This is a genomic window from Stenotrophomonas sp. LMG 10879, from assembly GCF_002750935.1.
In the GTDB taxonomy this organism is placed as follows: domain Bacteria; phylum Pseudomonadota; class Gammaproteobacteria; order Xanthomonadales; family Xanthomonadaceae; genus Stenotrophomonas; species Stenotrophomonas lactitubi_B.
Map to the genome: position 1 here is coordinate 20490 of NZ_PEJT01000014.1, position 21026 is coordinate 41515.

Consider the following 21026-nt stretch of genomic DNA (forward strand, 5'->3'; position numbering starts at 1 on the left):
GCCACGACCCCGGTGCCTCGCCAGGGAGCGACGGCGCCGCCGCAGGCATGCGTGGCGGCCTGGTGGAGTTCGCCACCCGCCGCCGCGTCACCATCGCCATGTGCACGGTCACCCTGCTGCTGTTCGGCCTGATCGCGCTGGGCAACCTCAAGGTCAACCTGCTGCCCGACCTGAGCTATCCGACGCTGACCGTGCGCACCGAGTACACCGGTGCGGCGCCGACTGAAATCGAAACCCTGATCACCCAGCCGGTTGAAGAAGCCGTGGGCGTGGTCAAGAACCTGCGCAAGCTGAAGTCGGTCTCGCGCACCGGCCAGAGCGATGTGGTGCTCGAGTTCGCCTGGGGCACCAACATGGACCAGGCCAGCCTGGAAGTACGCGACAAGATGGAGGCGCTGAACCTGCCACTGGAAGCCAAGGCGCCGGTGCTGCTGCGTTTCAATCCCTCCACCGAGCCGATCATGCGCCTGGTGCTGTCGACCAAGGCCGTGCCTGCGACCGACGAAGAAGCGATCCGTGAACTGACCGGCCTGCGCCGCTATGCCGACGAAGACCTGAAGAAGAAGCTGGAGCCGGTCACCGGCGTGGCGGCGGTCAAGGTCGGCGGTGGCCTGGAAGACGAGATCCAGGTGGACATCGACCAGCAGAAACTGGCCCAGCTCAACCTGCCGATCGACACCGTCATCAAGCGGTTGAAGGAAGAGAACATCAACATTTCCGGCGGCCGCCTGGAGGAGGGCTCGCAGCGCTTCCTGGTACGTACCGTCAACCAGTTCGCCGACCTGGAAGAGATCCGCAACCTGCTGGTCACCACCCAGTCCGCCAACGGCAGCGCGGCCGACTCGGCGTTGCAGCAGATGTTCAACATCGCGGCCTCGACCGGCTCGGCTGCGGCGGTCGCTGCTGCGTCGGCCGCCCAGAGCGCTTCGTCGGGCGGTGCGTCCAGCGTGGTCGCCAACGGTGTTCCGGTGCGCCTGAAGGACGTGGCCACCGTGCGCCAGGGCTACAAGGAACGCGAAGCGGTCATCCGCCTGGGCGGCAAGGAATCGGTCGAACTGGCGATCTACAAGGAAGGCGATGCCAATACGGTTGCCACCGCCGAGGCGCTGCGCAAGCGCCTTGAGCAGATCAAGGCAACCTTCCCGGCCGACGCCGAACTGACCACCATCGAAGACCAGTCGCGCTTCATCGAGCACGCCATCGCCGACGTCAAGAAGGACGCAGTGATCGGTGGCCTGCTGGCGATCCTGATCATCTTCCTGTTCCTGCGCGATGGCTGGAGCACGTTCGTGATCAGCCTGTCGTTGCCGGTCTCGATCATCGCCACGTTCTTCTTCATGGGCCAGCTCGGGCTGAGCTTGAACGTGATGTCGCTGGGCGGCCTGGCACTGGCCACGGGCCTGGTGGTGGATGACTCGATCGTGGTGCTGGAGAGCATCGCCAAGGCGCGCGAACGCGGCCTGGGCATCCTGCAGGCCGCCATCGCCGGTACCCGCGAAGTGAGCATGGCCGTGGTCGCTTCGACCCTGACCACCATCGCGGTGTTCCTGCCGCTGGTGTTCGTCGACGGCATCGCCGGCCAGCTGTTCCGCGACCAGGCGCTGACCGTGGCCATCGCCATCGCGATCTCGCTGCTGGTGTCGATGACCCTGATTCCGATGCTGAGCTCGCTGAAGGGCCGGCCGCCGCTGGCGTTCCCGGAAGAAGCCGCGGCCGAGCCGTGGCAGCCGCAGAGCCGCTGGCAGAAGCCGGTCGCACTCGGTCGTCGTGGTGTGGTGGCGACGATGCGCTGGAGCTTCTACGCGCTGGCATGGCTGGTGGTGCGCCTCTGCCGCGGCGTGGCTGCGGTGGTCGGCCCGGTGATGCGCAAGGCCAGCGACATCGCGATGAAGCCGTACGCCGGTGCCGAGCGCGGCTACCTGCGGTTGCTGCCCGGCGCGCTGGCCCACCCCGGCAAAGTGCTGGGCCTGGCCGCACTGGCGTTCGTCGGCACGATGGCACTGGTGCCGATGCTCGGCGCCGACCTGATCCCGCAGTTGGCGCAGGACCGTTTCGAAATGACGGTCAAACTGCCGGCGGGCACGCCGCTGAAGCAGACCGATGCGCTGGTGCGCGAGCTGCAGTTGGCACACGGCAAGGGCGAAGGCGTTGCATCGCTGTACGGCGTCAGTGGCAGCGGCACCCGCCTGGATGCCAGCCCGACCGAGAGTGGTGAGAACATCGGCAAGCTGACCATCGTGATGGAAGGCGGTGGTAACCCGCAGACCGAAGCGGAGATCACCGAGCGCCTGCGTGACACCATGGGTCAGCACCCGGGTGCGCAGGTGGACTTCGCGCGGCCGGCATTGTTCAGCTTCTCCACGCCGCTGGAGATCGAACTGCGCGGCCAGGACATGGCGACCCTGGAAGTGGCGGGCCAGCGCCTGGCGGCGCTGCTGCGCGGCAACGCGCACTACGCCGACGTCAAATCCACTGTGGAAGAGGGCTTCCCGGAAATCCAGATCCGCTTCGACCAGGAGCGTGCCGGTGCACTGGGCCTGACCACGCGGCAGATCGCCGACGTGGTGGTGAAGAAGGTGCGCGGCGATGTGGCCACCCGCTACAGCTTCCGTGACCGCAAGATCGACGTGCTGGTGCGCGCACAGGAAACCGACCGTGCCAGTGTGGAGAGCATCCGCCGCTTGATCGTCAATCCGGGCAGCACCCGTCCGGTCACCCTGGACGCAGTGGCTGACGTGGTCGCCACCACCGGCCCGAGCGAGATCCATCGCGCTGACCAGACCCGGGTTGCTGTGGTCTCGGCCAACCTGCGTGACATCGACCTTGGCGCGGCCATGCGCGAAGTGCAGCAGATGGTGTCCGAACAGCCGCTGGGCGCCGGCGTGGGCCTGCACATTGGTGGCCAGGGTGAGGAACTGGCACAGGCCGCGAAGTCGCTGATCTTCGCCTTCGGCCTGGCGATCTTCCTGGTCTACCTGGTGATGGCCTCGCAGTTCGAATCGCTGCTGCATCCGTTCGTGATCCTGTTCACCATCCCGCTGGCGCTGGTCGGCGCGATCCTGGCACTGATGCTGACCGGGAAACCCATTTCGGTGGTGGTGTTCATCGGCCTGATCCTGCTGGTCGGTCTGGTCACCAAGAACGCGATCATCCTGATCGACAAGGTCAACCAGCTGCGCGAGGCCGGCGTGGCCAAGCACGAGGCACTGGTGGAAGGTGCACGCTCGCGCCTGCGGCCGATCATCATGACCACCCTGTGCACGCTGTTCGGCTTCCTGCCGCTGGCGGTGGCGATGGGCGAGGGCGCCGAAGTGCGCGCACCGATGGCGATCACCGTGATCGGTGGCCTGCTGGTGTCGACCCTGTTGACCCTGCTGGTGATCCCGGTGGTGTACGACCTGATGGACCGCCGCGGCGATGCCTATTACCGCGAACGCGGCCGCAAGCATGCCGGTGAGGGACTGTATGCCGCGCAGGGCAGCAGCGCGGGCGCGGAGGAACCGGCATGAGCATTGCCGAGTTCTCCATCCGTCGGCCGGTCACCACCATCATGTGTTTCGTGTCGCTGGTGGTGGTCGGACTGATCGCCTCGTTCCGGCTGCCACTGGAAGCGCTGCCGGACATCTCCGCGCCGTTCCTGTTCGTGCAGATTCCGTATACCGGCTCCACCCCGGAAGAAGTCGAGCGGACCATCATCCGTCCGGTGGAAGAGTCGCTGGCGACGATGACCGGGATCAAGCGCATGCGCTCCTCGGCGACGTCCGAAGCCGCGTCGATCTTCATCGAGTTCAGCGACTGGGATCGTGATATCGCCATCGCTGCTTCCGACGCGCGCGAGCGTATCGATGCGATCCGCAGCGATCTGCCCGACGACCTGCAGCGCTACAACGTGTTCAAGTGGTCCAGCAGCGACCAGCCCGTGCTGAAGGTGCGCCTGGCCAGTACCACCGACCTGACCACTGCCTATGACATGCTCGACCGCGAGTTCAAGCGGCGTATCGAGCGGATCCCGGGCGTGGCCCGGGTCGAGATCACCGGCGCGCCGCCGAACGAGGTGGAGATCGCGATCGATCCGAACCGCCTGAACGCCCACGGCCTGAGCATCAACGAGCTGAGTGATCGCCTGCGCACGCTGAACTTCTCGATCTCGGCCGGGCAGATCGATGACAACGGCCAGCGCGTGCGCGTACAGCCAGTAGGCGAGATCACCGACCTGCAGGAAATGCGTGACCTGGTCATCAATGCCAAGGGCCTGCGCCTGGGTGATATTGCCGATGTGCGGCTGAAGCCGGCGCGCATGAGCTACGGCCGCCGCCTCGATGGCAATCCTGCCGTCGGCCTGGACATCTACAAGGAACGCAGCGCCAACCTGGTGGACGTCTCACGCGGCGCGCTTGCCGAGGTTGAAGCGATCCGCGCGCAGGACTCGATGCGCGATGTGCAGATCAAGGTGATCGACAACCAGGGCAAGGCAGTGACCTCGTCCCTGCTGGAACTGGCCGAGGCCGGCGGCGTCGGCCTGATCCTGTCGGTGACGGTGCTGTTCTTCTTCCTGCGCCACTGGCCCTCCACGCTGATGGTGACCCTGGCCATTCCGATCTGCTTCACCATCACCCTCGGCTTCATGTACTTCGCCGGCGTCACCCTCAACATCCTGACCATGATGGGCCTGCTGCTGGCCGTGGGCATGCTGGTCGACAATGCCGTGGTGGTGGTCGAGAGCATCTACCAGGAACGTGAGCGGCTGCCGGACCAGCCACGCCTGGCCTCGATCATCGGCACCCGCAACGTGGCCATCGCGCTCAGTGCCGGCACCTTGTGCCACTGCATCGTGTTCGTGCCCAACCTGTTCGGTGAAACCAACAACATCAGCATCTTCATGGCGCAGATCGCGATCACCATCTCGGTCTCGCTGCTGGCCTCGTGGCTGGTGGCGGTCAGCCTGATCCCGATGCTGTCCGCACGCATGGCCACGCCGAAGCTGGTGCATTCGCAGACCGGCGTGATCGCGCGCCTGCAGCGCAGATACGCGCAACTGCTGGACTGGTCGCTGCGCCATCGTGGCTGGAGCCTGCTGGGCATCCTGCTGGTGGTGCTGGTCAGCCTGGTGCCGATGAAACTGACCAAGATCGACATGTTCGGTGGTGATGGTGGCAAGGACATCTTCATCGGTTACATGTGGAAGGGCGCCTACACCTACCGGCAGATGTCCGAGGAAGTGGCCCGCGTCGAAGCCTGGGTCGAGGAGAACCGCGAGCGCCTGCACGTGCAGCAGGTCTATTCCTGGTACAGCGAACAGGAAGGCAGCTCGACCGTGGTCACTCTGGACGAGAAGTACGCCAAGGACATCAAGGCGCTGCAGGAGGAACTGCGCAAGGGCCTGCCGAAGTCTGCCCGTACCGACTACTTCGTCGGCAACCAGGGCGGTGATGGTGGCGGCGGTGGCGGCAACCAGGGCGTGCAGGTGCAGCTGGTCGGCGACTCCAGCGCGATGCTGCAGGAGATCGGCCAGGAAGTGCTGCCGCTGCTGGCCCAGCGTGCCGAGCTGCGCGATGTGCGCATCGACAATGGCGAGAAGGGCGGCGAGCTGAAAGTGCATGTCGACCGCGAGCGTGCAGCGGCGTTCGGATTCAATGCCGAGCAGGTGGCCAGTTTCGTCGGCCTGGCGCTGCGTGGCGCGCCGATGCGCGAGTTCCGTCGTGGCGACAACGAAGTGCCGGTGTGGGTGCGCTTTGCCGGTGCCGAACAGAGCAGTCCCGAAGACTTGGCGGGCTTCAGCGTACGCACTGGTGATGGCCGCAGCGTGCCGCTGCTGAGCCTGGTCAGCGTCGATGTGGGTTCATCGGCGACCCAGATCGGTCGCACCAACCGCCAGACCACGCTGACCATCAAGGCCAACCTCGCCGAGAAGGTCACCGCGCCGGACGGCCGCAAGGCCATGGAAGCGGTGCTCAAGCCGATGAACTTCCCGGCCGGCTACGGCTTCACCTTCGACGGTGGCGACTACGGTGATGACAACGAGGCGATGCAGCAGATGGTGTTCAACCTGCTGATCGCGCTGGTGATGATCTACGTGGTGATGGCTGCGGTGTTCGAATCGCTGCTGTTCCCGGCGGCGATCATGAGTGGCGTGCTGTTCTCGATCTTCGGCGTGTTCTGGCTGTTCTGGATCACCGGCACCTCGTTCGGGATCATGTCCTTCATCGGCATCCTGGTGCTGATGGGCGTGGTGGTGAACAACGGCATCGTGATGATCGAACACATCAACAACCTGCGCCGGGGCGGGATGGGCCGCACCCAGGCGCTGGTGGAGGGCTCACGCGAGCGTCTGCGGCCGATCATGATGACCATGGGTACGGCGATCCTGGCGATGGTGCCGATCTCGCTGACCGATACGCAGATGTTCGGCAACGGGCCGGAGTATTCGCCGATGGCGCGTGCCATTGCCGGTGGCCTCGCATTCTCGACCGTGGTCAGCCTGCTGTTCCTGCCGACGATCTACGCGGTGCTCGATGACCTGCGCAATGCGGTGGTGCGCCTGATCCAGCGCGCCCGTGGCCTGGAGAGGGCAGAGCCGGGCGCTGCCCGGCTGTAATGCTCAACACAACGTGTTTGTGGTGGGGGGAGACCGGTCGTAGTGGGGCGGTCTCCCCCTTTTTTCGTTTGCTGGCTGGGTCAAGCCTTGCGCAGAAACCAGGTGCGGCGCGTGTACTCGTGGCCGAAATCGACCTGTCCGAATCGCGCGATCTCACGCCGGCCACGCCGGTAGTAGCGCCAAGGCGCCTTCTCTGCCGGAGGGGTCTGGCCATAGAAGACATCCATGTGGCCCACGGGCATCGACTTCGGCGTCACGTGCATGACCACGCTGCGGCGAGTACCGGCCGACGGGTGCGGGGCACCACCATGGAACAGCTGTGGGTGCCAGACGATCACGTCACCCGGCTGCACGTGGACTGCCTGCGGTTGCAGGCCGGCCTCCTCGCACTGGCGTGCTACCGCGTCCTGATAAGCCGTCCAGCCTTCCGGCGACATCGCGCTGACCGGCCCGTCGCCGAAGACCTTGCGGCGCAGTGCCTGCACATCGATGGGCGGTAACAGATGGCTGCGCGGAACGACGCGCAACGGGCCATTGCTGTCATCAACCGCGTCCAGTGCCGTCCATACACCCATGTAGCGCTCTCCCGGGGAGGTGCAGAACACCGGTGTATCGCGGTGCAACGACTGTTCCGATCCGCGCTCGTAGTAAAGGCTGGTGTAGAGCGTGGTGGGTTCGCCCAAGAAGCGGTCACAGACATCGATGGCCGGGTTGTCGGTGAGCAGGCGGGTCATCGCATCCACCACCAGGTGCAGATTGACAACCCGATACAAGCGCTTGTGATCGTCCAGGTTGCGCGACACCGACTTGGGATTACGCTGTTTGAAGCGCGCGATGCGCTCGTTGATGTCTTCCACCAGTGCGGGCGCGATGGCCCGGCGGACTACCACGAAACCTTCGCGCATCAGCGCATCGTATGCATCCATCGCTGTGTTCCCTCCTTAAACGTCGAGTATAGCGATGCTAGGCGGTTACCCCGCCACCTTGCTCCACACCTTGCCGGCAGTCAGCCACAGGCCCAGCATGCTGCCCAGGTTGGTCAGCATGAAGGTCAGCACCACGCGGGTGACGCGGTTGCGGTACCAGCCCTTCAACGACTGCGCGTCGTCACGCAGCTTGAGGAAATCCTCGTAGGTCGGCTTGCGCAGGCGCGCTTCCACCAGGGCCGCGAACGCACCGGTGGGGATGCTCAGGCGGAACGGCTTGAACGGCGCCACCACGATCGCGGTGAGGATGCTCAGCGGATGGCTGCCGGCCACCAGGCAGCCCAGGCCAGCCAGGCCGCCGGTATACATCGCCCAGGTCGCCAGCAGGTCGGTGCCCACGCCCAGTCCACCACGATAGAAGCCGACCCCGATGCCGGTGGCCACGATGGCGAGGATCGCCAGGGTGAACCACGGGATGTTGCGCTTCTTCGGCACCGCTTCCAGCTGCTCGCGCAACGGCGCGGGCGCCTCGGTATCGGTTTCCAGGTAACGCGCCAGGCCGGCCAGGTGGCCGGCACCGACCACCGCCAGCACTTCACGCTGCTGCGGATCATGCGCTTCGCGCAGGCGCGTGGCCATGTAGCGGTCACGCTCTCCGATGATCGTTTCGTACAAGGCCGGGTTCTCGCTGGCGAATTCGCCGAAGCTCGATTCCAGCATGTCGCCCTGCTTCAGCTTCTCGATCTCGTCTTCGCCGACATCCTCGGACGAGAACAGGCCGGCGCCGAGCCCGGCCACCAGCTTCAGCTTGCCGAAGAAGCCCAGTCGCTGCGAAGCGCGGCGGAACGTCAGGCCGACTTCGCGGTCGATCAGGTGCACCGGCAGGTTGCGCTCGCGCGCCAGTTCCACTGCACGCTTCAGTTCCGCGCCCGGTTCGATGCCGAGCTGTTCGGCCAGTCGGCGCTGGTAGGCCGACAGCGCAAGGTTGGCCGCGAACAACGCGACGCGGCCCTTGCGGATCACTTCCACCAGGTCCAGTTTGGCCAGCGTGTCCGGGTCGCTCAGTGCCTGCAGGCGCTGCGGGTCCAGCTCGACGGCGACGGCATCGAAACGGCCGCTGTCGATGGCTTTTTCCACCGCCTCGACGCTGGCATGGGAAACGTGGGCAGTGCCCAGCAGGGTGTAGCGCACGCCATCGCGTTCGACGACGCGCACGGGCTGGCCGGCGAACAGTTCGTCGCCGGTTTCGGGAAGGGTTTCGGTCATGGAATCATTCATTGGAAGGAGCGGAATCGGCGCCATCGCCGAGCGCGCGCTGCATCTGCACGGTGTCCAGCCAGCGGCCGTGCTTGCGGCCGAGGCCACGGAACACGCCCACCAGCTGGAAACCGAAGCGTTCGTGCAGCTTGATGGAGGCGGTGTTGGTCGGCTCGCCGATCACCGCCACCATCTGCCGATGGCCGCGCGCGGTGCAGGCATCGATCAGTGCCTGCAGCAGGCTGGTGCCAACGCCACGGCCCTGGAAGCGCGCATCGACATAGACCGAGTTCTCAACGGTCCACTGGTAGGCGATGCGCGTGCGGTAGGTGTTGGCATACGCGTAGCCGGCAACCTGGCCGTCGACCTCGGCCACCAGGTAGGGGAAGCCGCGGTCGATGATGTCGCGCATGCGGCGCAGCATCTCGGCCTGGTCGGGAATGTCGTACTCGTAGGTGTTGACGAAGTCGGTCACTTCCACCGCGTAGATCGCGGTGATCGCAGCGATGTCGGCAGGGCCGGCATCACGGATGAGTACGGCCATGCGCGGGCTCCGGGTCAGTCGATGTAGCGCTTGAGCAGATCGCCGTAGGCGTCGATGCGACGATCGCGCAGGAACGGCCAGATGCGGCGCACATGCTCGCTGCGCTGCAGGTCGACCTCACACATCAGGATCGTCGCTTCGGTGCCGGCTTCGGCCAGGAATTCGCCCTGCGGGCCCAGCACGTGGCTGTTGCCCCAGAACTGGATGCCCGAGGCGCCCAGCGGCGACGCTTCATGGCCCACGCGGTTGCAGCTGAGCACCGGCACGCCGTTGGCCACGGCATGGCCACGGTGGCTCAGCACCCAGGCGTCACGCTGGCGCGTCTTCTCGTCCTGCACGTCATCCGGGTCCCAGCCGATCGCGGTGGGGTAGAGCAGCAGTTCCGCACCGGCCAGCGCCATCAGGCGCGCCGCTTCCGGGTACCACTGGTCCCAGCACACCAGCACGCCAAGGCGGCCGACCGAGGTGTCGATCGGCTTGAAGCCGATGTCGCCCGGGGTGAAGTAGAACTTCTCGTAGAAACCCGGGTCGTCCGGAATGTGCATCTTGCGGTACTTGCCCAGCAACGTGCCGTCCTTCTCGAAGACCACGGCGGTGTTGTGGTACAGGCCGGCAGCGCGGCGCTCGAACAGCGAGCCGACCAGCACCACGCCGTGCTTCTTGGCCAGCGCGCCCAGACGCTCGGTGCTCGGGCCGGGAATCGGCTCGGCCAGGTCGAATTCATCGACCGATTCGTGCTGGCAGAAGTAGGGACCGTTGTGCAGTTCCTGCAGCAGCACCAGCTTCGCGCCCTGTGCCGCAGCGTCGGCAACACGCGCTTCGATCACCGCCAGGTTGGCGGCGGCATCACCGTGGTTGCGCTCCTGGATCAGGGCGACGGTAAGAGGGCTGCGCGAGTTCATGCGGGGCGATCCTGCGGGGGAAAACCGGCATGTTAACGCGGATGCGGCACGACAGCGTGTTGGCTGCTGAATGGTGCACGCAACCGGTAGCGCCGGGCCATGCCCGGCGGATTCTGCGGATGCCGCTGCGCTCGCCGGGCATGGCCCGGCGCTCCCGCGTGGATTACGCCTTCAACAGCCCGGCCGGCAGCTGCATGGTGATGCAGTGCAGGCTGCCGTTCTGCCAGATCAGCGAGCGGCAGGGCACCTGCACGATCTCGCGGCCCGGATGGGCCTGTGCCAGCACATCGCGGGCCAGGTCGTCGGCCGGGTCGCCATAGGCCGGCATCAGCACCGCGCCGTTGACGATCAGGTAATTGGCGTAGGACGCAGCCAGGCGGCGGCCTTCATCGATCACCGGCTTTGCCCACGGCAACGGGAACAGCCGGTACGGCTGGCCATCACGCGTGCGCAGCGCGGCCAGCTCGGCGCCCATCGCCTGCAGCTCGGCGTAGTGCGAGTCGCTGGCGTCGTCGCAGGCCTGGTAGACGATGCTGTCGGCCGAGGCGAAGCGGGCGAGGGTGTCGATATGGGCGTCGGTGTCGTCGCCTTCCAGATAGCCGTGATCCAGCCACAGCACGCGTTCCTGCTGCAGCCAGTTGGCCAGGTCGGCGCTCAGGCTGTCGCGGTCACGGTCGGGATGGCGCTCGTGCAGGCACTTCCAGGTGGTCAGCAGGGTGCCTTCGCCATCGGTTTCGATGCCGCCGCCTTCCAGTGCGAACGGAATGCTGCGCACCGCCGCGTCGTTGAACACGCCGGCCTGGTCGAGCACGCCGACCAGCTGGTCATCGAGGGTGGCATCGAACTTGCCGCCCCAGCCGGTGAAGCGGAAGTCCAGCAGCTGGAAGCTGCCATCGGCGCGGCGCAGGGTGATCGGGCCCGAATCACGCAGCCAGGTATCGTCGTACGCGGCGGTGGTGAAGTGGACCTTGTCCATGTCGATGCGGTTGGAGCGCAGCCGCATCTCGGCATAGGTCTCCACGTCATCGTCGGCCACGCAGATCAGCACCGGCTGGAAGCGGGTGATCGCCGCAACCAGGGCGATGTAGGTCTCTTCCACCTGGCCCAGGCGCTCGGCCCAGTCGGTGTCGGCGGTGGGCCAGGCAATCAGGACGCCGCTCTGGGCTTCCCATTCGGCAGGAAAACGAAGGGTCTGGTTCATGGTCTCGCTACACGCGCCCGCAGGTGGCGGGCATGGGGGTCAACGGATCGGCGGCTTGGGGCCGATTTCGTTCGGATCCGCCTGGTTTGCCACCACGTCGATCACCTTCTGCTTCTCGAAGTAGACGGTGAACTGCGGGTACACCCAGCGGTGGATGGTCGGCCATTGCCGTTTCTGTCCGCCGCGCGGCTGCAGCTGCTCTGCCGGCGCGCCGAACTGGGACTGCACCTGTTGCATGCTCTGGCCGCGGACGGGCAGGGCGCCGGCCGGCTTTTCGCGGGCGCGGTCGACAAGCAGGGTATCGGCCAGCGCCGGGGTGGCGGCAGCCAGGGTGGCCAGTACGGCCAAGGTGCACAGGTAACGCGTCATCTCGATCTACTCCCCAGTGGTCAAGAACAGCGATTACAGCAAAAACGGCAGGAAAAAACCGCATAAACAAAAAACCGCCCGAAGGCGGCTTTTTGCATCGGGTCGGCCCCGCGTGGGGCCAGCCGCGGTCACAAGGACCGTTGGGCTTAGCGCTGACGCGCCTTGAAACGCGGGTTCGACTTGCAGATGACGAAGATCTTGCCACGACGACGCACGACCTTGCAGTCACGGTGACGGGCCTTCGCCGACTTCAGGGAGGACAGAACTTTCATGGCATACCTCGGCGTAAACAGTAGTTGTTCGGGTGGAGCGTGGCCGCGATATGCGAAAGACAATCGGCAGTGGACGCTCGTTCAAGCCCGCCATTCTACCGGGCTTTTCCCCATGGTTTCAAGTGGTTGCACAAAAGGCCCGTTGCGGGGTGTCTGGCAGGGGCTAGAATGCCCCCTTCACACGCGCAAGGACCCCCATGAATCCACTCGTTCCCGTCCTGACCATCGACGGCCCGTCAGGGGCCGGCAAGGGTACCATCAGCCGCATCGTGGCGCGCCGGTTGGGCTGGCACTACCTGGATTCGGGTGCGCTGTACCGCGCCGTCGGCGTGGCGGCCAGCTGGGCCGACATCGACACCTCCGATGCCTCCGCGCTGGTGCGCTGCACCTTTGATACCCATGTCCAGTTCGTTGAGCAGGGCGATGCCATGCGGGTCCTGGTCAATGGCACCGATGCCACCGACGAGCTGCGGCTGGAGACCACCGGAGCGCTGGCGTCGGCCATTGCCGCCATTCCCGAGGTCCGGGCCGCCCTGAAGGAGCGCCAGCGCGCATTCAGGATGGAGCCGGGGCTGGTCGCCGACGGCCGCGACATGGGCACGGTGATCTTCCCGGACGCCCCCTATAAGGTCTTCCTGACCGCCAGTGCCGAGGAGCGCGCCGAGCGCCGGCATAAGCAGTTGAAAGACAAGGGGGTTTCTGTTAACTTTGAAGACCTCCTGCGCGAGATCATGGCCCGCGACGCCCGTGATGCTCAGCGTACCGTGGCGCCCCTGAAGCCGGCAGACGATGCTGTCCTCATCGACACCACAGGCATCGGCATCGAAGATGTCGTTGCCAGAGTGATGGATCTGCTTCCGGTTCCGGCTGCCTGATCCGTTCGCGCGGGAGCTCTGCCAGCAGCATCGGTGGAGGTCGCGCATCTGCAGTGCTGTAAAAGCTCCGTCGCGCAATGATGCGTGGCGGTTTTCCTACTTCCACACACGACCTGCATTTCCGGGGTCGACCAACAGGCGGGCGGCAGCCATTCCCTGAAGGGAAGCCAGCCGACCCATGTGTCCAACAGAGTAAATCTAATGACCGAATCATTTGCCGAACTGTTTGAAGCCAGCCAGGCCAACCTGGCCAAGCTGAAGCCGGGCGCCATCGTCAGCGGTACCGTTGTTGAAGTCCGCGGCGACGTCGTGGTGATCAACGCCGGGCTGAAGTCGGAAGGCATCGTGCCGATCGAACAGTTCCGTAACGACGCTGGCGAAATCGATGTTGCCGAAGGCGACATCGTCAAGGTCGCCCTCGACTCGATCGAGAACGGCTTCGGTGAAACCGTCCTGTCGCGCGAGAAGGCCAAGCGCGCGATGGTGTGGGACGAGCTGGAAGAAGCGTTGGAAAAGAACGAAACCATCACCGGCCGCATCAGCGGCAAGGTCAAGGGTGGTTTCACCGTGGACATCAAGGATGTCCGCGCCTTCCTGCCGGGTTCCCTGGTCGATGTGCGCCCCGTGCGCGATCCGGCCTACCTGGAAGGCAAGGAGCTGGAATTCAAGCTCATCAAGCTTGACCGCAAGCGCAACAACGTCGTGGTCTCGCGCCGCGCTGTCGTCGAAAGCGAGCACTCGGAAGAGCGCGAGCAGCTGATGGACAAGCTGCAGGAAGGCGCGATCCTGAAGGGTGTCGTCAAGAACCTGACCGATTACGGCGCATTCGTGGACCTGGGCGGTATCGACGGCCTGCTGCACATCACCGACATGGCATGGAAGCGCGTGCGCCATCCGTCCGAAGTCGTGAACGTCGGCGACGAGCTGGACGTGCGCGTGCTGAAGTTCGACCGCGAGCGCAACCGCGTTTCGCTGGGCCTGAAGCAGCTGGGCGAAGATCCGTGGGATAACATCGCCCGTCGTTACCCGGCCAACAGCCGCGTGTTCGGCAAGGTCTCCAACGTCACCGATTACGGCGCATTCGTCGAAATCGAGCCGGGCGTCGAAGGTCTGGTGCACGTTTCCGAGATGGATTGGACCAACAAGAACGTCAACCCGTCCAAGGTTGTGCAGGTCGGTGACGAAGTTGAAGTCATGGTCCTGGACGTCGACGAGGAGCGTCGCCGCATCTCGCTGGGCATGAAGCAGGTTGCCGCCAATCCGTGGGAAACCTTCGCTGCCACCCACAAGAAGGGTGACAAGGTGTCGGGCCAGATCAAGTCGATCACCGACTTCGGCATCTTCATCGGCCTGGACGGCGGCATCGACGGCCTGGTTCACCTGTCCGACATCAGCTGGGCGACCACTGGCGAAGACATCGTTCGCAACTTCAAGAAGGGCGACAACCTGGACGCAGTGGTCCTGGCCGTCGATCCGGAGCGCGAGCGCATCTCGCTGGGCGTCAAGCAGCTGGAGCAGGATCCGTTCGGCCAGTACATGGCGACCAATCCGAAGGGCTCCAAGGTCGAAGGCGTGGTGAAGGAAGTCGACGCCAAGGGCGCGATCATCGAGCTGTCCGACGGCATCGAAGGTTATGTTGCAGCTCGCGACATCGCCAACGAGCGTGTGGACGACGCGACCCAGCACCTGAAGGTCGGCGACAAGGTTGAAGCCAAGTTCGTGGGCATGGATCGCAAGGGTCGTACCCTGCAGCTGTCGATCAAGGCCAAGGACGACGCTGAAATGCGCGAAGTGCTGGAGGAATACCAGTCCTCTTCGGCTTCCAGCGGCACCACCCAGCTGGGCGCGCTGCTGCGTGCACAGCTGAACGGCAACAAGTCCGAGTAATATCGGCCTTACGCTGTTCGTTGTTTCCTGGACGGCCCGGGCACTGCCCGGGCCGTTTCAGGCTGAGATGCCCCTGATGTGAGCCGGTAATGACCAAATCCGAACTGATCGAAATCCTCGCGCGCCGTCAGGCGCACCTGAAGGCCGATGATGTCGATCTGGCGGTCAAGTCATTGCTGGAAATGATGGGGGGCTCACTGTCGGCCGGCGATCGCATCGAGATCCGCGGCTTTGGCAGCTTTTCGCTGCACTACCGTCCGCCGCGCCTGGGTCGCAACCCGAAGACCGGCGAATCGGTTGCCCTGCCGGGCAAGCATGTCCCTCATTTCAAGCCAGGCAAGGAATTGCGCGAGCGGGTCAGCAGTGTGCTGCCGCTGGACGCAGATCCGGCCTGAGCCGTCCGTCGCGCGACTTCGTGCGAATCCCACCACGAGTCGGATAAGCTACGGCCTCCTGCCAATGGAGCTGTCGCATGAAAGTTTTTCGTCTGCTGGTCCTGCTGGCGGTTCTGATCCTTGGTCTGATCATCGGTGCGGTCAACATGACGGCCATGTCGATCAACCTGCTGTTTACCCAATTGAACACGTCCGTCGGCGTGGCGCTGATTGCCGCCCTGCTGATCGGTGTCGTGGTCGGTGCTGGCCTGGTGCTGGTAAGCGTGGTCATTCCGCTCTACAGCCAGCTGCGCCGTGCCAACAAGTCGGCGGTTGCACCGTCGGCGCCGGTGGCCCCCTCCCAATCGTTTGATGGACGTTGATCGAAGATGGAATTCGTTTCCGAGTGGTTCTGGTTCTTCCTCTGTCTTCCGTTGGCGGCGCTGGCCGGCTGGGTGATCGGACGCCGCGGCGGTCAACGCCACGGTGACAACCAGGTCAGCCACCTGTCCAGCACCTACTTCCGTGGCCTGAACTATCTGCTCAACGAGCAGCCGGACAAGGCCATCGAACTGTTCCTGCACATCGCCGAGCTGGACAAGGAAACCTTCGAGACCCAGGTCGCGTTGGGCCATCTGTTCCGCCGCCGTGGCGAAGTGGACCGCGCGATCCGTCTGCACCAGGGCCTGGTCAACCGCCAGGACCTGAGCGACGCGCAGCGCGTGCAGGCCCTGCTGGCGCTGGGCGAGGACTACATGAAGTCTGGCCTGCTGGACCGTGCCGAAACGGTGTTCACCGAGCTGGCGCAGCTGGACCAGCGCGCACCGCAGGCGCTCAAGCACCTTATCGGCATCTACCAGGCCGAGCGTGACTGGGAAAAGGCGATCGACAACGCCACCCGCTTCGAAGATGTCACCGGCGAGCCGATGGGCAAGCTGATCGGGCAGTTCGAATGCGAGCTCGCCGAGCGCTTCCGTGGCGCTGGCAAGCTGGAAGAGGCGAGGGCGGCCATTGCCCGCGCCTACCAGGCCGATGCCATGTCGGTCCGTGCCGGCATCATCGAGGGCCGCCTGGAAACCGACGCAGGCAACGCCGAGGCCGCCGTGCGTGCCTTCGAGCGTGCAGCCCGCAACGATCCGGAGTACCTGCCGGAAGTGCTGCCGGCGCTGATGGAGAATTACCGCAAGGTTGGCGACCTGGGCGGCGCGCGCGCCTTCCTGTCCGAGATGACCGAGCATTACCGCGGCATCGCCCCGGTGCTGGCGCTGACCCGCCTGATGGAGGAGCAGGAGGGTGTCGCACCTGCCCGCGCCTATCTGGGCCGCCAGCTCAAGGATCGCCCGTCGGTGCGTGGCGAATCGGCGCTGATCGACCTCACCCTGGCCGAGGGCGCGGATTCCACCGCGACCCTGCACGACCTCAAGCACATCACCGACCAGTTGCTGGTGCGCAATCCCGCCTACCGCTGCACCCGCTGCGGATTCGGCGCGCGTACCCACCACTGGCAATGCCCCAGCTGCAAGGAGTGGGGTACGGTCAAGCCGCTGTTGAATTACGCGGTGCTCTGAACCATGCCGTGGCTTGTGATGGCCGCGCTGCTGGGCCTGGCCCTGCTCAGCGCAGCGTTGACCTGGGCGGCGCGCGTGTATGCCCTGCGCAGGCAGTTGCTGGACCAGCCCGGCGAGCGCCGCAGCCACAGTGTGGCCACCCCGCGTGGCGGTGGCATCGCCATCGTGATCACTCTGTTGATTGCTGCGGCCGTGGCCGCCTGCGTCTGGCCGGTTGCCGCCCCAAGTCTGGCCGTCGCCAGCCTGGGGCTGCTGCTGGTCGCCGGCATTGGCTGGTGGGATGACCATCGGCCGCTGCCGGCCATGCGCCGGTTGCTGGTGCACTTCCTCGCCGCCGCCTTGCTGGCGGGGCTGGTCAAGATGCATGGCGGCAGCTGGCTGTTGAGCCTGCTGGTGCTGTTCTTCACCGCCTCGCTGATCAACATCTGGAACTTCATGGATGGCATCAACGGGATTGCCAGCAGCCAGGCAGTCATCGTTGCGCTCGGCTTTGCCACCGTGCTGCCCTGGCCCTATTCGCTGGTGGCCGTTGTTCTTGGCCTGGCCTGCCTGGGTTTTCTGCCATTCAATTTCCCGCAGGCGCGGATCTTCATGGGCGATGTCGGTAGTGGCGCGCTGGGCTATGCCGTGGCCGTGGTGCTGGCCGTCGCTGCAGTGCACACCGACATCAACTGGATCCTGCTGCTGCTGCCGTTGTCTGCATTCCTTGTGGACGCGGGCTTCACGCTGTTGGCGCGCATGCTTTCCGGGCAACGCTGGATGGAACCCCACACCCAGCATGTCTACCAGCGCGCGGTGCAGGCAGGAGCCAGCCATGCGCAGGTGACAGGGATGTACTTTGTTTTGGGCCTGTTCAGTATTACAGTGTTCAATATCTGCACCAATTTGCAGCCGAGGTGGGAGGCTGCCGTAGCGGTCGCGTGGTTTGCCGCGCTGACCCTGCTGTGGCTCCTCCTGCGCAATGGATTGCGCCACCGATAAGGAATTACTCGATCTATGTCTTCACCCTGGCGGGACAGAATCCTCGGCCTGATGCCGCGTACGGCCATCGTCTGCCACGACTTGTTCATGGTGTGGGCCTGTTGGCAGCTGCTGCATGCGGGTCGTTACTCGATCCTCGCCGACGCTCCCGCACTGCCGCTGTGGAACGTGGACACCACGCTGGTGCTGGCGCTGCAGGGCCTGGTGTTCTGGCGTATCGGCCTCTATCGCGGGCTGTGGCGCTTCGCCAGCGTCAGCGACCTGCTGAACATCTTCAAGGCCAGCTTCATCGGCCTGATCGCCATCGTTCTGGTGCTGGCCTGGAAGCGCTTCAACGGCGTGCCGATGTCGGTGCTGGTGATCTATCCGTTCGCGTTGTCGGCACTGCTGGGCGCACCGCGCCTGCTGTACCGGGCGTGGAAGGACTACCAGTCGCTGCAGTCCGATTCGACCGCGCGCCGCGTGCTGATTCTCGGCGCCGGCCAGGCCGCTGAAACGCTGGTGCGCGACCTGCGCCGATCCGGCAATTTCGAGCCGGTCGGCCTGCTCGATGATGCACCGCACCTGCGTGGCGCAAAGCTGCAGAGCCTGCCGATCCTGGGCACGCTGGACGACGCACCGGCGGTGGCCCGTGAGACCGCGGCCAAGCTGCTGGTGATCGCCATGCCCTCGCTGGATGCCGTCGGCATGCAGCGCGTGGTGGCCATCTGCGAGAGCACCGGCATTCCGTTCCGCACCGTGCCCAAGCTCAGCGACATCCTGCAGGGACAGTCGCTGCCGGGCCAGTTGAAGGAAGTGGCGATCGAAGACCTGCTCGGGCGCAAGCCGATCATGCCGGACTGGAACCTCATCCGCGGCTGGTTGGGCGGGCGCACGGTGATGGTCACCGGTGCCGGTGGCTCGATCGGCTCCGAGCTGTGTCGCCAGTGTGCGCGCCATGGTGCCGGTCGTATCGTGCTGCTGGAGATCAGTGAGCTGCTGCTGTTGACCATCGAGGGCGAGCTGCGCCGCAGCTTCCCCGATGTCGAGATCGAAGCCGTGCTCGGTGACTGTGGCGACCCCGCAGTGATCCGTCATGCGCTGTCGCTGCACCCGGTCGACACCGCCTTCCATGCGGCGGCGTACAAGCATGTGCCGGTGCTGGAGCGTCAGTTGCGCGAAGCCGTGCGCAACAACATCCTGGCCACCGAAAACGTGGCCCGCGCCTGCCTGGAAGCCCGTGTCGAGCACTTTGTGTTCATTTCGACCGACAAGGCGGTGGACCCGGTCAATGCGCTGGGCGCCAGCAAGCGCTATGCGGAGATGATCTGCCAGAGCCTGGACCAGAAGTCCACGCACACCCGTTTCGTGACCGTCCGCTTCGGCAACGTGCTGGCATCGGCCGGCAGCGTGGTGCCGTTGTTCCGCGAGCAGATCCTCAAGGGTGGGCCGGTCACGGTGACCGACCCGGAGGTCAGCCGCTATTTCATGACCATTCCCGAGGCGTGCCAGCTGATCCTGCAGGCGGCCGCGTCGGCGTCGCACGGCGCGATCTACACCTTGGACATGGGCGAGCCCGTGCCGATCCGGGTGCTGGCCGAACAGATGATCCGCCTGGCCGGCAAGCAGCCGTACAAGGACATCCCGATCATCTACACCGGCATGCGCCCGGGCGAGAAGCTGCACGAGACGCTGTTCTATTCCGACGAGGACTACCGGCCGACCGCGCACCCGAAGATCCTGGAAGCCGGCGTACGTGCGTTCTCGCGTGACATCGTGCTGGGCAACGTGCCGAAGCTGCGCGAGGCGATTGCCCGGTACGACATCGATACGATCCAGGAAATCCTGTTCGCGACCATGCCGGAATTCTCGCCAATCGAACAGGATGCTTACATTTCATCCGCTAAGGTTGTGCCCTTTCCGGCACGTGAGGCCAGCAGGCACCAATGAGCAAGCGCATTCGCAAGGCGGTATTTCCAGTAGCAGGCCTGGGCACGCGTTTTCTTCCGGCAACCAAGACGGTGCCGAAGGAAATGCTGCCGATCATCGATCGGCCGCTGATCCAGTACGCCGTGGATGAGGCGATCGAGGCGGGCTGTGACACCCTGGTGTTCATCACCAACCGTTACAAGCACGCGGTCGCCGACTATTTCGACAAGGCCTACGAGTTGGAGCAGAAGCTGGAGCGCGCGGGCAAGCACGAACAGCTCGAATTGATCCGCCATGTGCTGCCGGAAGGTGTGCGCGCGATCTTCGTTACCCAGACCGAGGCTCTGGGCCTGGGCCACGCGGTGCTGTGCGCCAAGGCGGTCATCGGTGACGAGCCGTTCGCTGTGCTGCTGCCGGATGATCTGATCTGGAACCGCGGCGCGGGTGCGCTGAAGCAGATGGCCGACCTCAACGAGGCCAGCGGCGCCAGCGTCATTGCCGTGGAAGACGTGCCACACGACAAGACGGCCAGCTACGGCATCGTCGCTACCGAGGCGTTCGATGGCCGCAAGGGGCGCATTTCGCAGATCGTGGAGAAGCCGAAGCCGGAGGACGCGCCGAGTGACCTGGCGGTGGTGGGGCGCTACGTGCTGAGCCCGAAGATCTTCGAGCTGCTTGAGCAGACCCGGACCGGTGCCGGTGGCGAGATCCAGCTGACCGATGCGATCGCCGAGCTGCTGAAGACCGACGAGGTCGATGCCTATCGTTTCGAGGGCACCCGTTTCGACTGCGGCACCCATCTGGGGCTGGTCGAGGCGACGATCCGCTTTGCGCTGGACAACCCGAAGCTGGCTGGCCCGGCGCGGGAGAAGCTGGCGGCGATGCTGGCGGAATAAGGTTTTTCGAGCGTTCCGTTTGCGCTTTGATTGATACGTGATGGGCGGGACGGGTGGGCCTTTGCAGGACACGCCGCAAACCCGTCCATGGGGGCTCGATGGCGCCATCCATGGCGCCAACGGTCCTGCAAAGGCCCACCCGTCCCGCCTGTCAGGTTTCCTGCGGGCGCGGACGGGAAGGGCGGAATCAAGGGCAAGGGCAAAAGCAAAAAAAGGCAGCCATTGGCTGCCTTTTTCGTGAGTTGGGGTCAGATCCCTTTGCGCAGCAAAGGGCTCTGACCCCAAGGCCGAAAGCATCCACGCATGGCGTGGATCTACTTTGCTCATCCTTCCGCCGCGGGGAGGTTGGAAGGGACGGGTTGGCAGGGCTGCCCGGGACCGTTGGCGCCATGGATGGCGCCATCGAGCCCCCATGGATGGGTTCACGGCGTGTTCCGGGCAGCCCTGCCAACCCGGCCCACGCCATGAAGC

The 21026-nt window shown here is 65.0% G+C and carries 16 protein-coding genes and 1 pseudogene; 10 read left to right on the forward strand and 7 right to left on the reverse strand.

Annotated features, from left to right (window positions below):
- Positions 1 to 53: 53 nt before the first annotated feature.
- Together CR919_RS18455 and CR919_RS18460 are read left to right on the forward strand one after the other, a co-directional pair.
- Positions 54 to 3509: pseudogene (locus tag CR919_RS18455) on the forward strand (efflux RND transporter permease subunit); the annotation flags it as partial.
- Complete coding sequence (locus CR919_RS18460) at positions 3506 to 6595, forward strand: efflux RND transporter permease subunit (protein ID WP_099821254.1); 3090 nt, start codon at positions 3506 to 3508, stop codon at positions 6593 to 6595. The pseudogene CR919_RS18455 and the gene CR919_RS18460, both read left to right, overlap by 4 nt.
- Before the next feature lie 80 nt (positions 6596 to 6675).
- Here CR919_RS18460 and CR919_RS18465 read toward each other — a convergent pair whose 3' ends face one another.
- The 7 genes from CR919_RS18465 to ykgO all read right to left on the reverse strand — a co-directional run bounded on the left by CR919_RS18465 (position 6676) and on the right by ykgO (position 12066).
- Complete coding sequence (locus tag CR919_RS18465; RefSeq protein ID WP_099821255.1) at positions 6676 to 7521, reverse strand: phytanoyl-CoA dioxygenase family protein; 846 nt, start codon at positions 7519 to 7521, stop codon at positions 6676 to 6678.
- Positions 7522 to 7566: 45 nt separating this feature from the next.
- On the reverse strand, positions 7567 to 8799 hold the full coding sequence (locus CR919_RS18470; protein ID WP_165787288.1) for a TraB/GumN family protein: 1233 nt from the start codon (positions 8797 to 8799) through the stop codon (positions 7567 to 7569).
- Entirely contained in the window at positions 8792 to 9322 is a 531-nt protein-coding gene (locus CR919_RS18475; RefSeq protein WP_099821257.1) for a GNAT family N-acetyltransferase, read from the reverse strand. The genes CR919_RS18470 and CR919_RS18475 overlap by 8 nt, the downstream gene beginning before the upstream one ends.
- A gap of 14 nt (positions 9323 to 9336) precedes the next feature.
- The gene (locus CR919_RS18480; protein WP_099821258.1) at positions 9337 to 10224 is read right to left on the reverse strand and encodes a carbon-nitrogen hydrolase; all 888 of its coding nucleotides are present in this window, start codon (positions 10222 to 10224) and stop codon (positions 9337 to 9339) included.
- Between the two features lie 163 nt (positions 10225 to 10387).
- On the reverse strand, positions 10388 to 11425 hold the full coding sequence (locus CR919_RS18485) for an agmatine deiminase family protein (RefSeq protein ID WP_099821259.1): 1038 nt from the start codon (positions 11423 to 11425) through the stop codon (positions 10388 to 10390).
- Positions 11426 to 11464: 39 nt separating this feature from the next.
- A complete protein-coding gene (locus CR919_RS18490) occupies positions 11465 to 11794 on the reverse strand; it encodes a hypothetical protein (protein ID WP_089240526.1) in 330 nt (109 codons plus the stop codon).
- A 146-nt stretch (positions 11795 to 11940) separates the two neighbouring features.
- Complete coding sequence (ykgO, locus tag CR919_RS18495; protein WP_005409283.1) at positions 11941 to 12066, reverse strand: type B 50S ribosomal protein L36; 126 nt, start codon at positions 12064 to 12066, stop codon at positions 11941 to 11943.
- Between the two features lie 197 nt (positions 12067 to 12263).
- Here ykgO and cmk point away from each other — a divergent pair, with 197 nt between their 5' ends.
- The 8 genes from cmk (at position 12264) to galU (ending at position 20555) form a co-directional block, all read left to right on the forward strand.
- Positions 12264 to 12941 carry a (d)CMP kinase gene (gene cmk / locus CR919_RS18500; protein WP_032977572.1) on the forward strand — a complete coding sequence of 226 codons (678 nt, stop codon included), beginning with the start codon at positions 12264 to 12266 and terminating at the stop codon, positions 12939 to 12941.
- 201 nt (positions 12942 to 13142) lie between these two features.
- Positions 13143 to 14828: a 30S ribosomal protein S1 gene (gene rpsA, locus CR919_RS18505; RefSeq protein WP_025875032.1), complete on the forward strand. Its 1686-nt coding sequence runs from the start codon at positions 13143 to 13145 to the stop codon at positions 14826 to 14828.
- Between the two features lie 89 nt (positions 14829 to 14917).
- Positions 14918 to 15223, forward strand: coding sequence for an integration host factor subunit beta (locus CR919_RS18510; RefSeq protein ID WP_005409286.1), 306 nt, complete (start codon positions 14918 to 14920; stop codon positions 15221 to 15223).
- A gap of 77 nt (positions 15224 to 15300) precedes the next feature.
- The gene (locus tag CR919_RS18515) at positions 15301 to 15585 is read left to right on the forward strand and encodes a lipopolysaccharide assembly protein LapA domain-containing protein (protein WP_099821260.1); all 285 of its coding nucleotides are present in this window, start codon (positions 15301 to 15303) and stop codon (positions 15583 to 15585) included.
- Between the two features lie 6 nt (positions 15586 to 15591).
- The gene (gene lapB / locus CR919_RS18520) at positions 15592 to 16770 is read left to right on the forward strand and encodes a lipopolysaccharide assembly protein LapB (RefSeq protein ID WP_032977571.1); all 1179 of its coding nucleotides are present in this window, start codon (positions 15592 to 15594) and stop codon (positions 16768 to 16770) included.
- A 3-nt stretch (positions 16771 to 16773) separates the two neighbouring features.
- Positions 16774 to 17751, forward strand: a complete 978-nt coding sequence (locus CR919_RS18525; protein ID WP_099821261.1) for a glycosyltransferase family 4 protein — start codon at positions 16774 to 16776, stop codon at positions 17749 to 17751.
- A 15-nt stretch (positions 17752 to 17766) separates the two neighbouring features.
- Positions 17767 to 19680, forward strand: a complete 1914-nt coding sequence (locus tag CR919_RS18530; protein ID WP_165787289.1) for a nucleoside-diphosphate sugar epimerase/dehydratase — start codon at positions 17767 to 17769, stop codon at positions 19678 to 19680.
- On the forward strand, positions 19677 to 20555 hold the full coding sequence (galU, locus tag CR919_RS18535) for a UTP--glucose-1-phosphate uridylyltransferase GalU (RefSeq protein WP_099821262.1): 879 nt from the start codon (positions 19677 to 19679) through the stop codon (positions 20553 to 20555). The genes CR919_RS18530 and galU overlap by 4 nt, the downstream gene beginning before the upstream one ends.
- Positions 20556 to 21026: the final 471 nt, after the last annotated feature.

Bases quoted from the DNA above. Each gene is read 5' to 3' on its own strand.
- CR919_RS18460 (WP_099821254.1), top strand. From the start codon at position 3,506: ATGAGCATTGCCGAGTTCTCCATCCGTCGGCCGGTCACCACCATCATG.
- CR919_RS18465 (WP_099821255.1), bottom strand. From the start codon at position 7,521: ATGGATGCATACGATGCGCTGATGCGCGAAGGTTTCGTGGTAGTCCGC.
- CR919_RS18470 (WP_165787288.1), bottom strand. From the start codon at position 8,799: ATGAATGATTCCATGACCGAAACCCTTCCCGAAACCGGCGACGAACTG.
- CR919_RS18475 (WP_099821257.1), bottom strand. From the start codon at position 9,322: ATGGCCGTACTCATCCGTGATGCCGGCCCTGCCGACATCGCTGCGATC.
- CR919_RS18480 (WP_099821258.1), bottom strand. From the start codon at position 10,224: ATGAACTCGCGCAGCCCTCTTACCGTCGCCCTGATCCAGGAGCGCAAC.
- CR919_RS18485 (WP_099821259.1), bottom strand. From the start codon at position 11,425: ATGAACCAGACCCTTCGTTTTCCTGCCGAATGGGAAGCCCAGAGCGGC.
- CR919_RS18490 (WP_089240526.1), bottom strand. From the start codon at position 11,794: ATGACGCGTTACCTGTGCACCTTGGCCGTACTGGCCACCCTGGCTGCC.
- ykgO (WP_005409283.1), bottom strand. From the start codon at position 12,066: ATGAAAGTTCTGTCCTCCCTGAAGTCGGCGAAGGCCCGTCACCGTGAC.
- cmk (WP_032977572.1), top strand. From the start codon at position 12,264: ATGAATCCACTCGTTCCCGTCCTGACCATCGACGGCCCGTCAGGGGCC.
- rpsA (WP_025875032.1), top strand. From the start codon at position 13,143: ATGACCGAATCATTTGCCGAACTGTTTGAAGCCAGCCAGGCCAACCTG.
- CR919_RS18510 (WP_005409286.1), top strand. From the start codon at position 14,918: ATGACCAAATCCGAACTGATCGAAATCCTCGCGCGCCGTCAGGCGCAC.
- CR919_RS18515 (WP_099821260.1), top strand. From the start codon at position 15,301: ATGAAAGTTTTTCGTCTGCTGGTCCTGCTGGCGGTTCTGATCCTTGGT.
- lapB (WP_032977571.1), top strand. From the start codon at position 15,592: ATGGAATTCGTTTCCGAGTGGTTCTGGTTCTTCCTCTGTCTTCCGTTG.
- CR919_RS18525 (WP_099821261.1), top strand. From the start codon at position 16,774: ATGCCGTGGCTTGTGATGGCCGCGCTGCTGGGCCTGGCCCTGCTCAGC.
- CR919_RS18530 (WP_165787289.1), top strand. From the start codon at position 17,767: ATGTCTTCACCCTGGCGGGACAGAATCCTCGGCCTGATGCCGCGTACG.
- galU (WP_099821262.1), top strand. From the start codon at position 19,677: ATGAGCAAGCGCATTCGCAAGGCGGTATTTCCAGTAGCAGGCCTGGGC.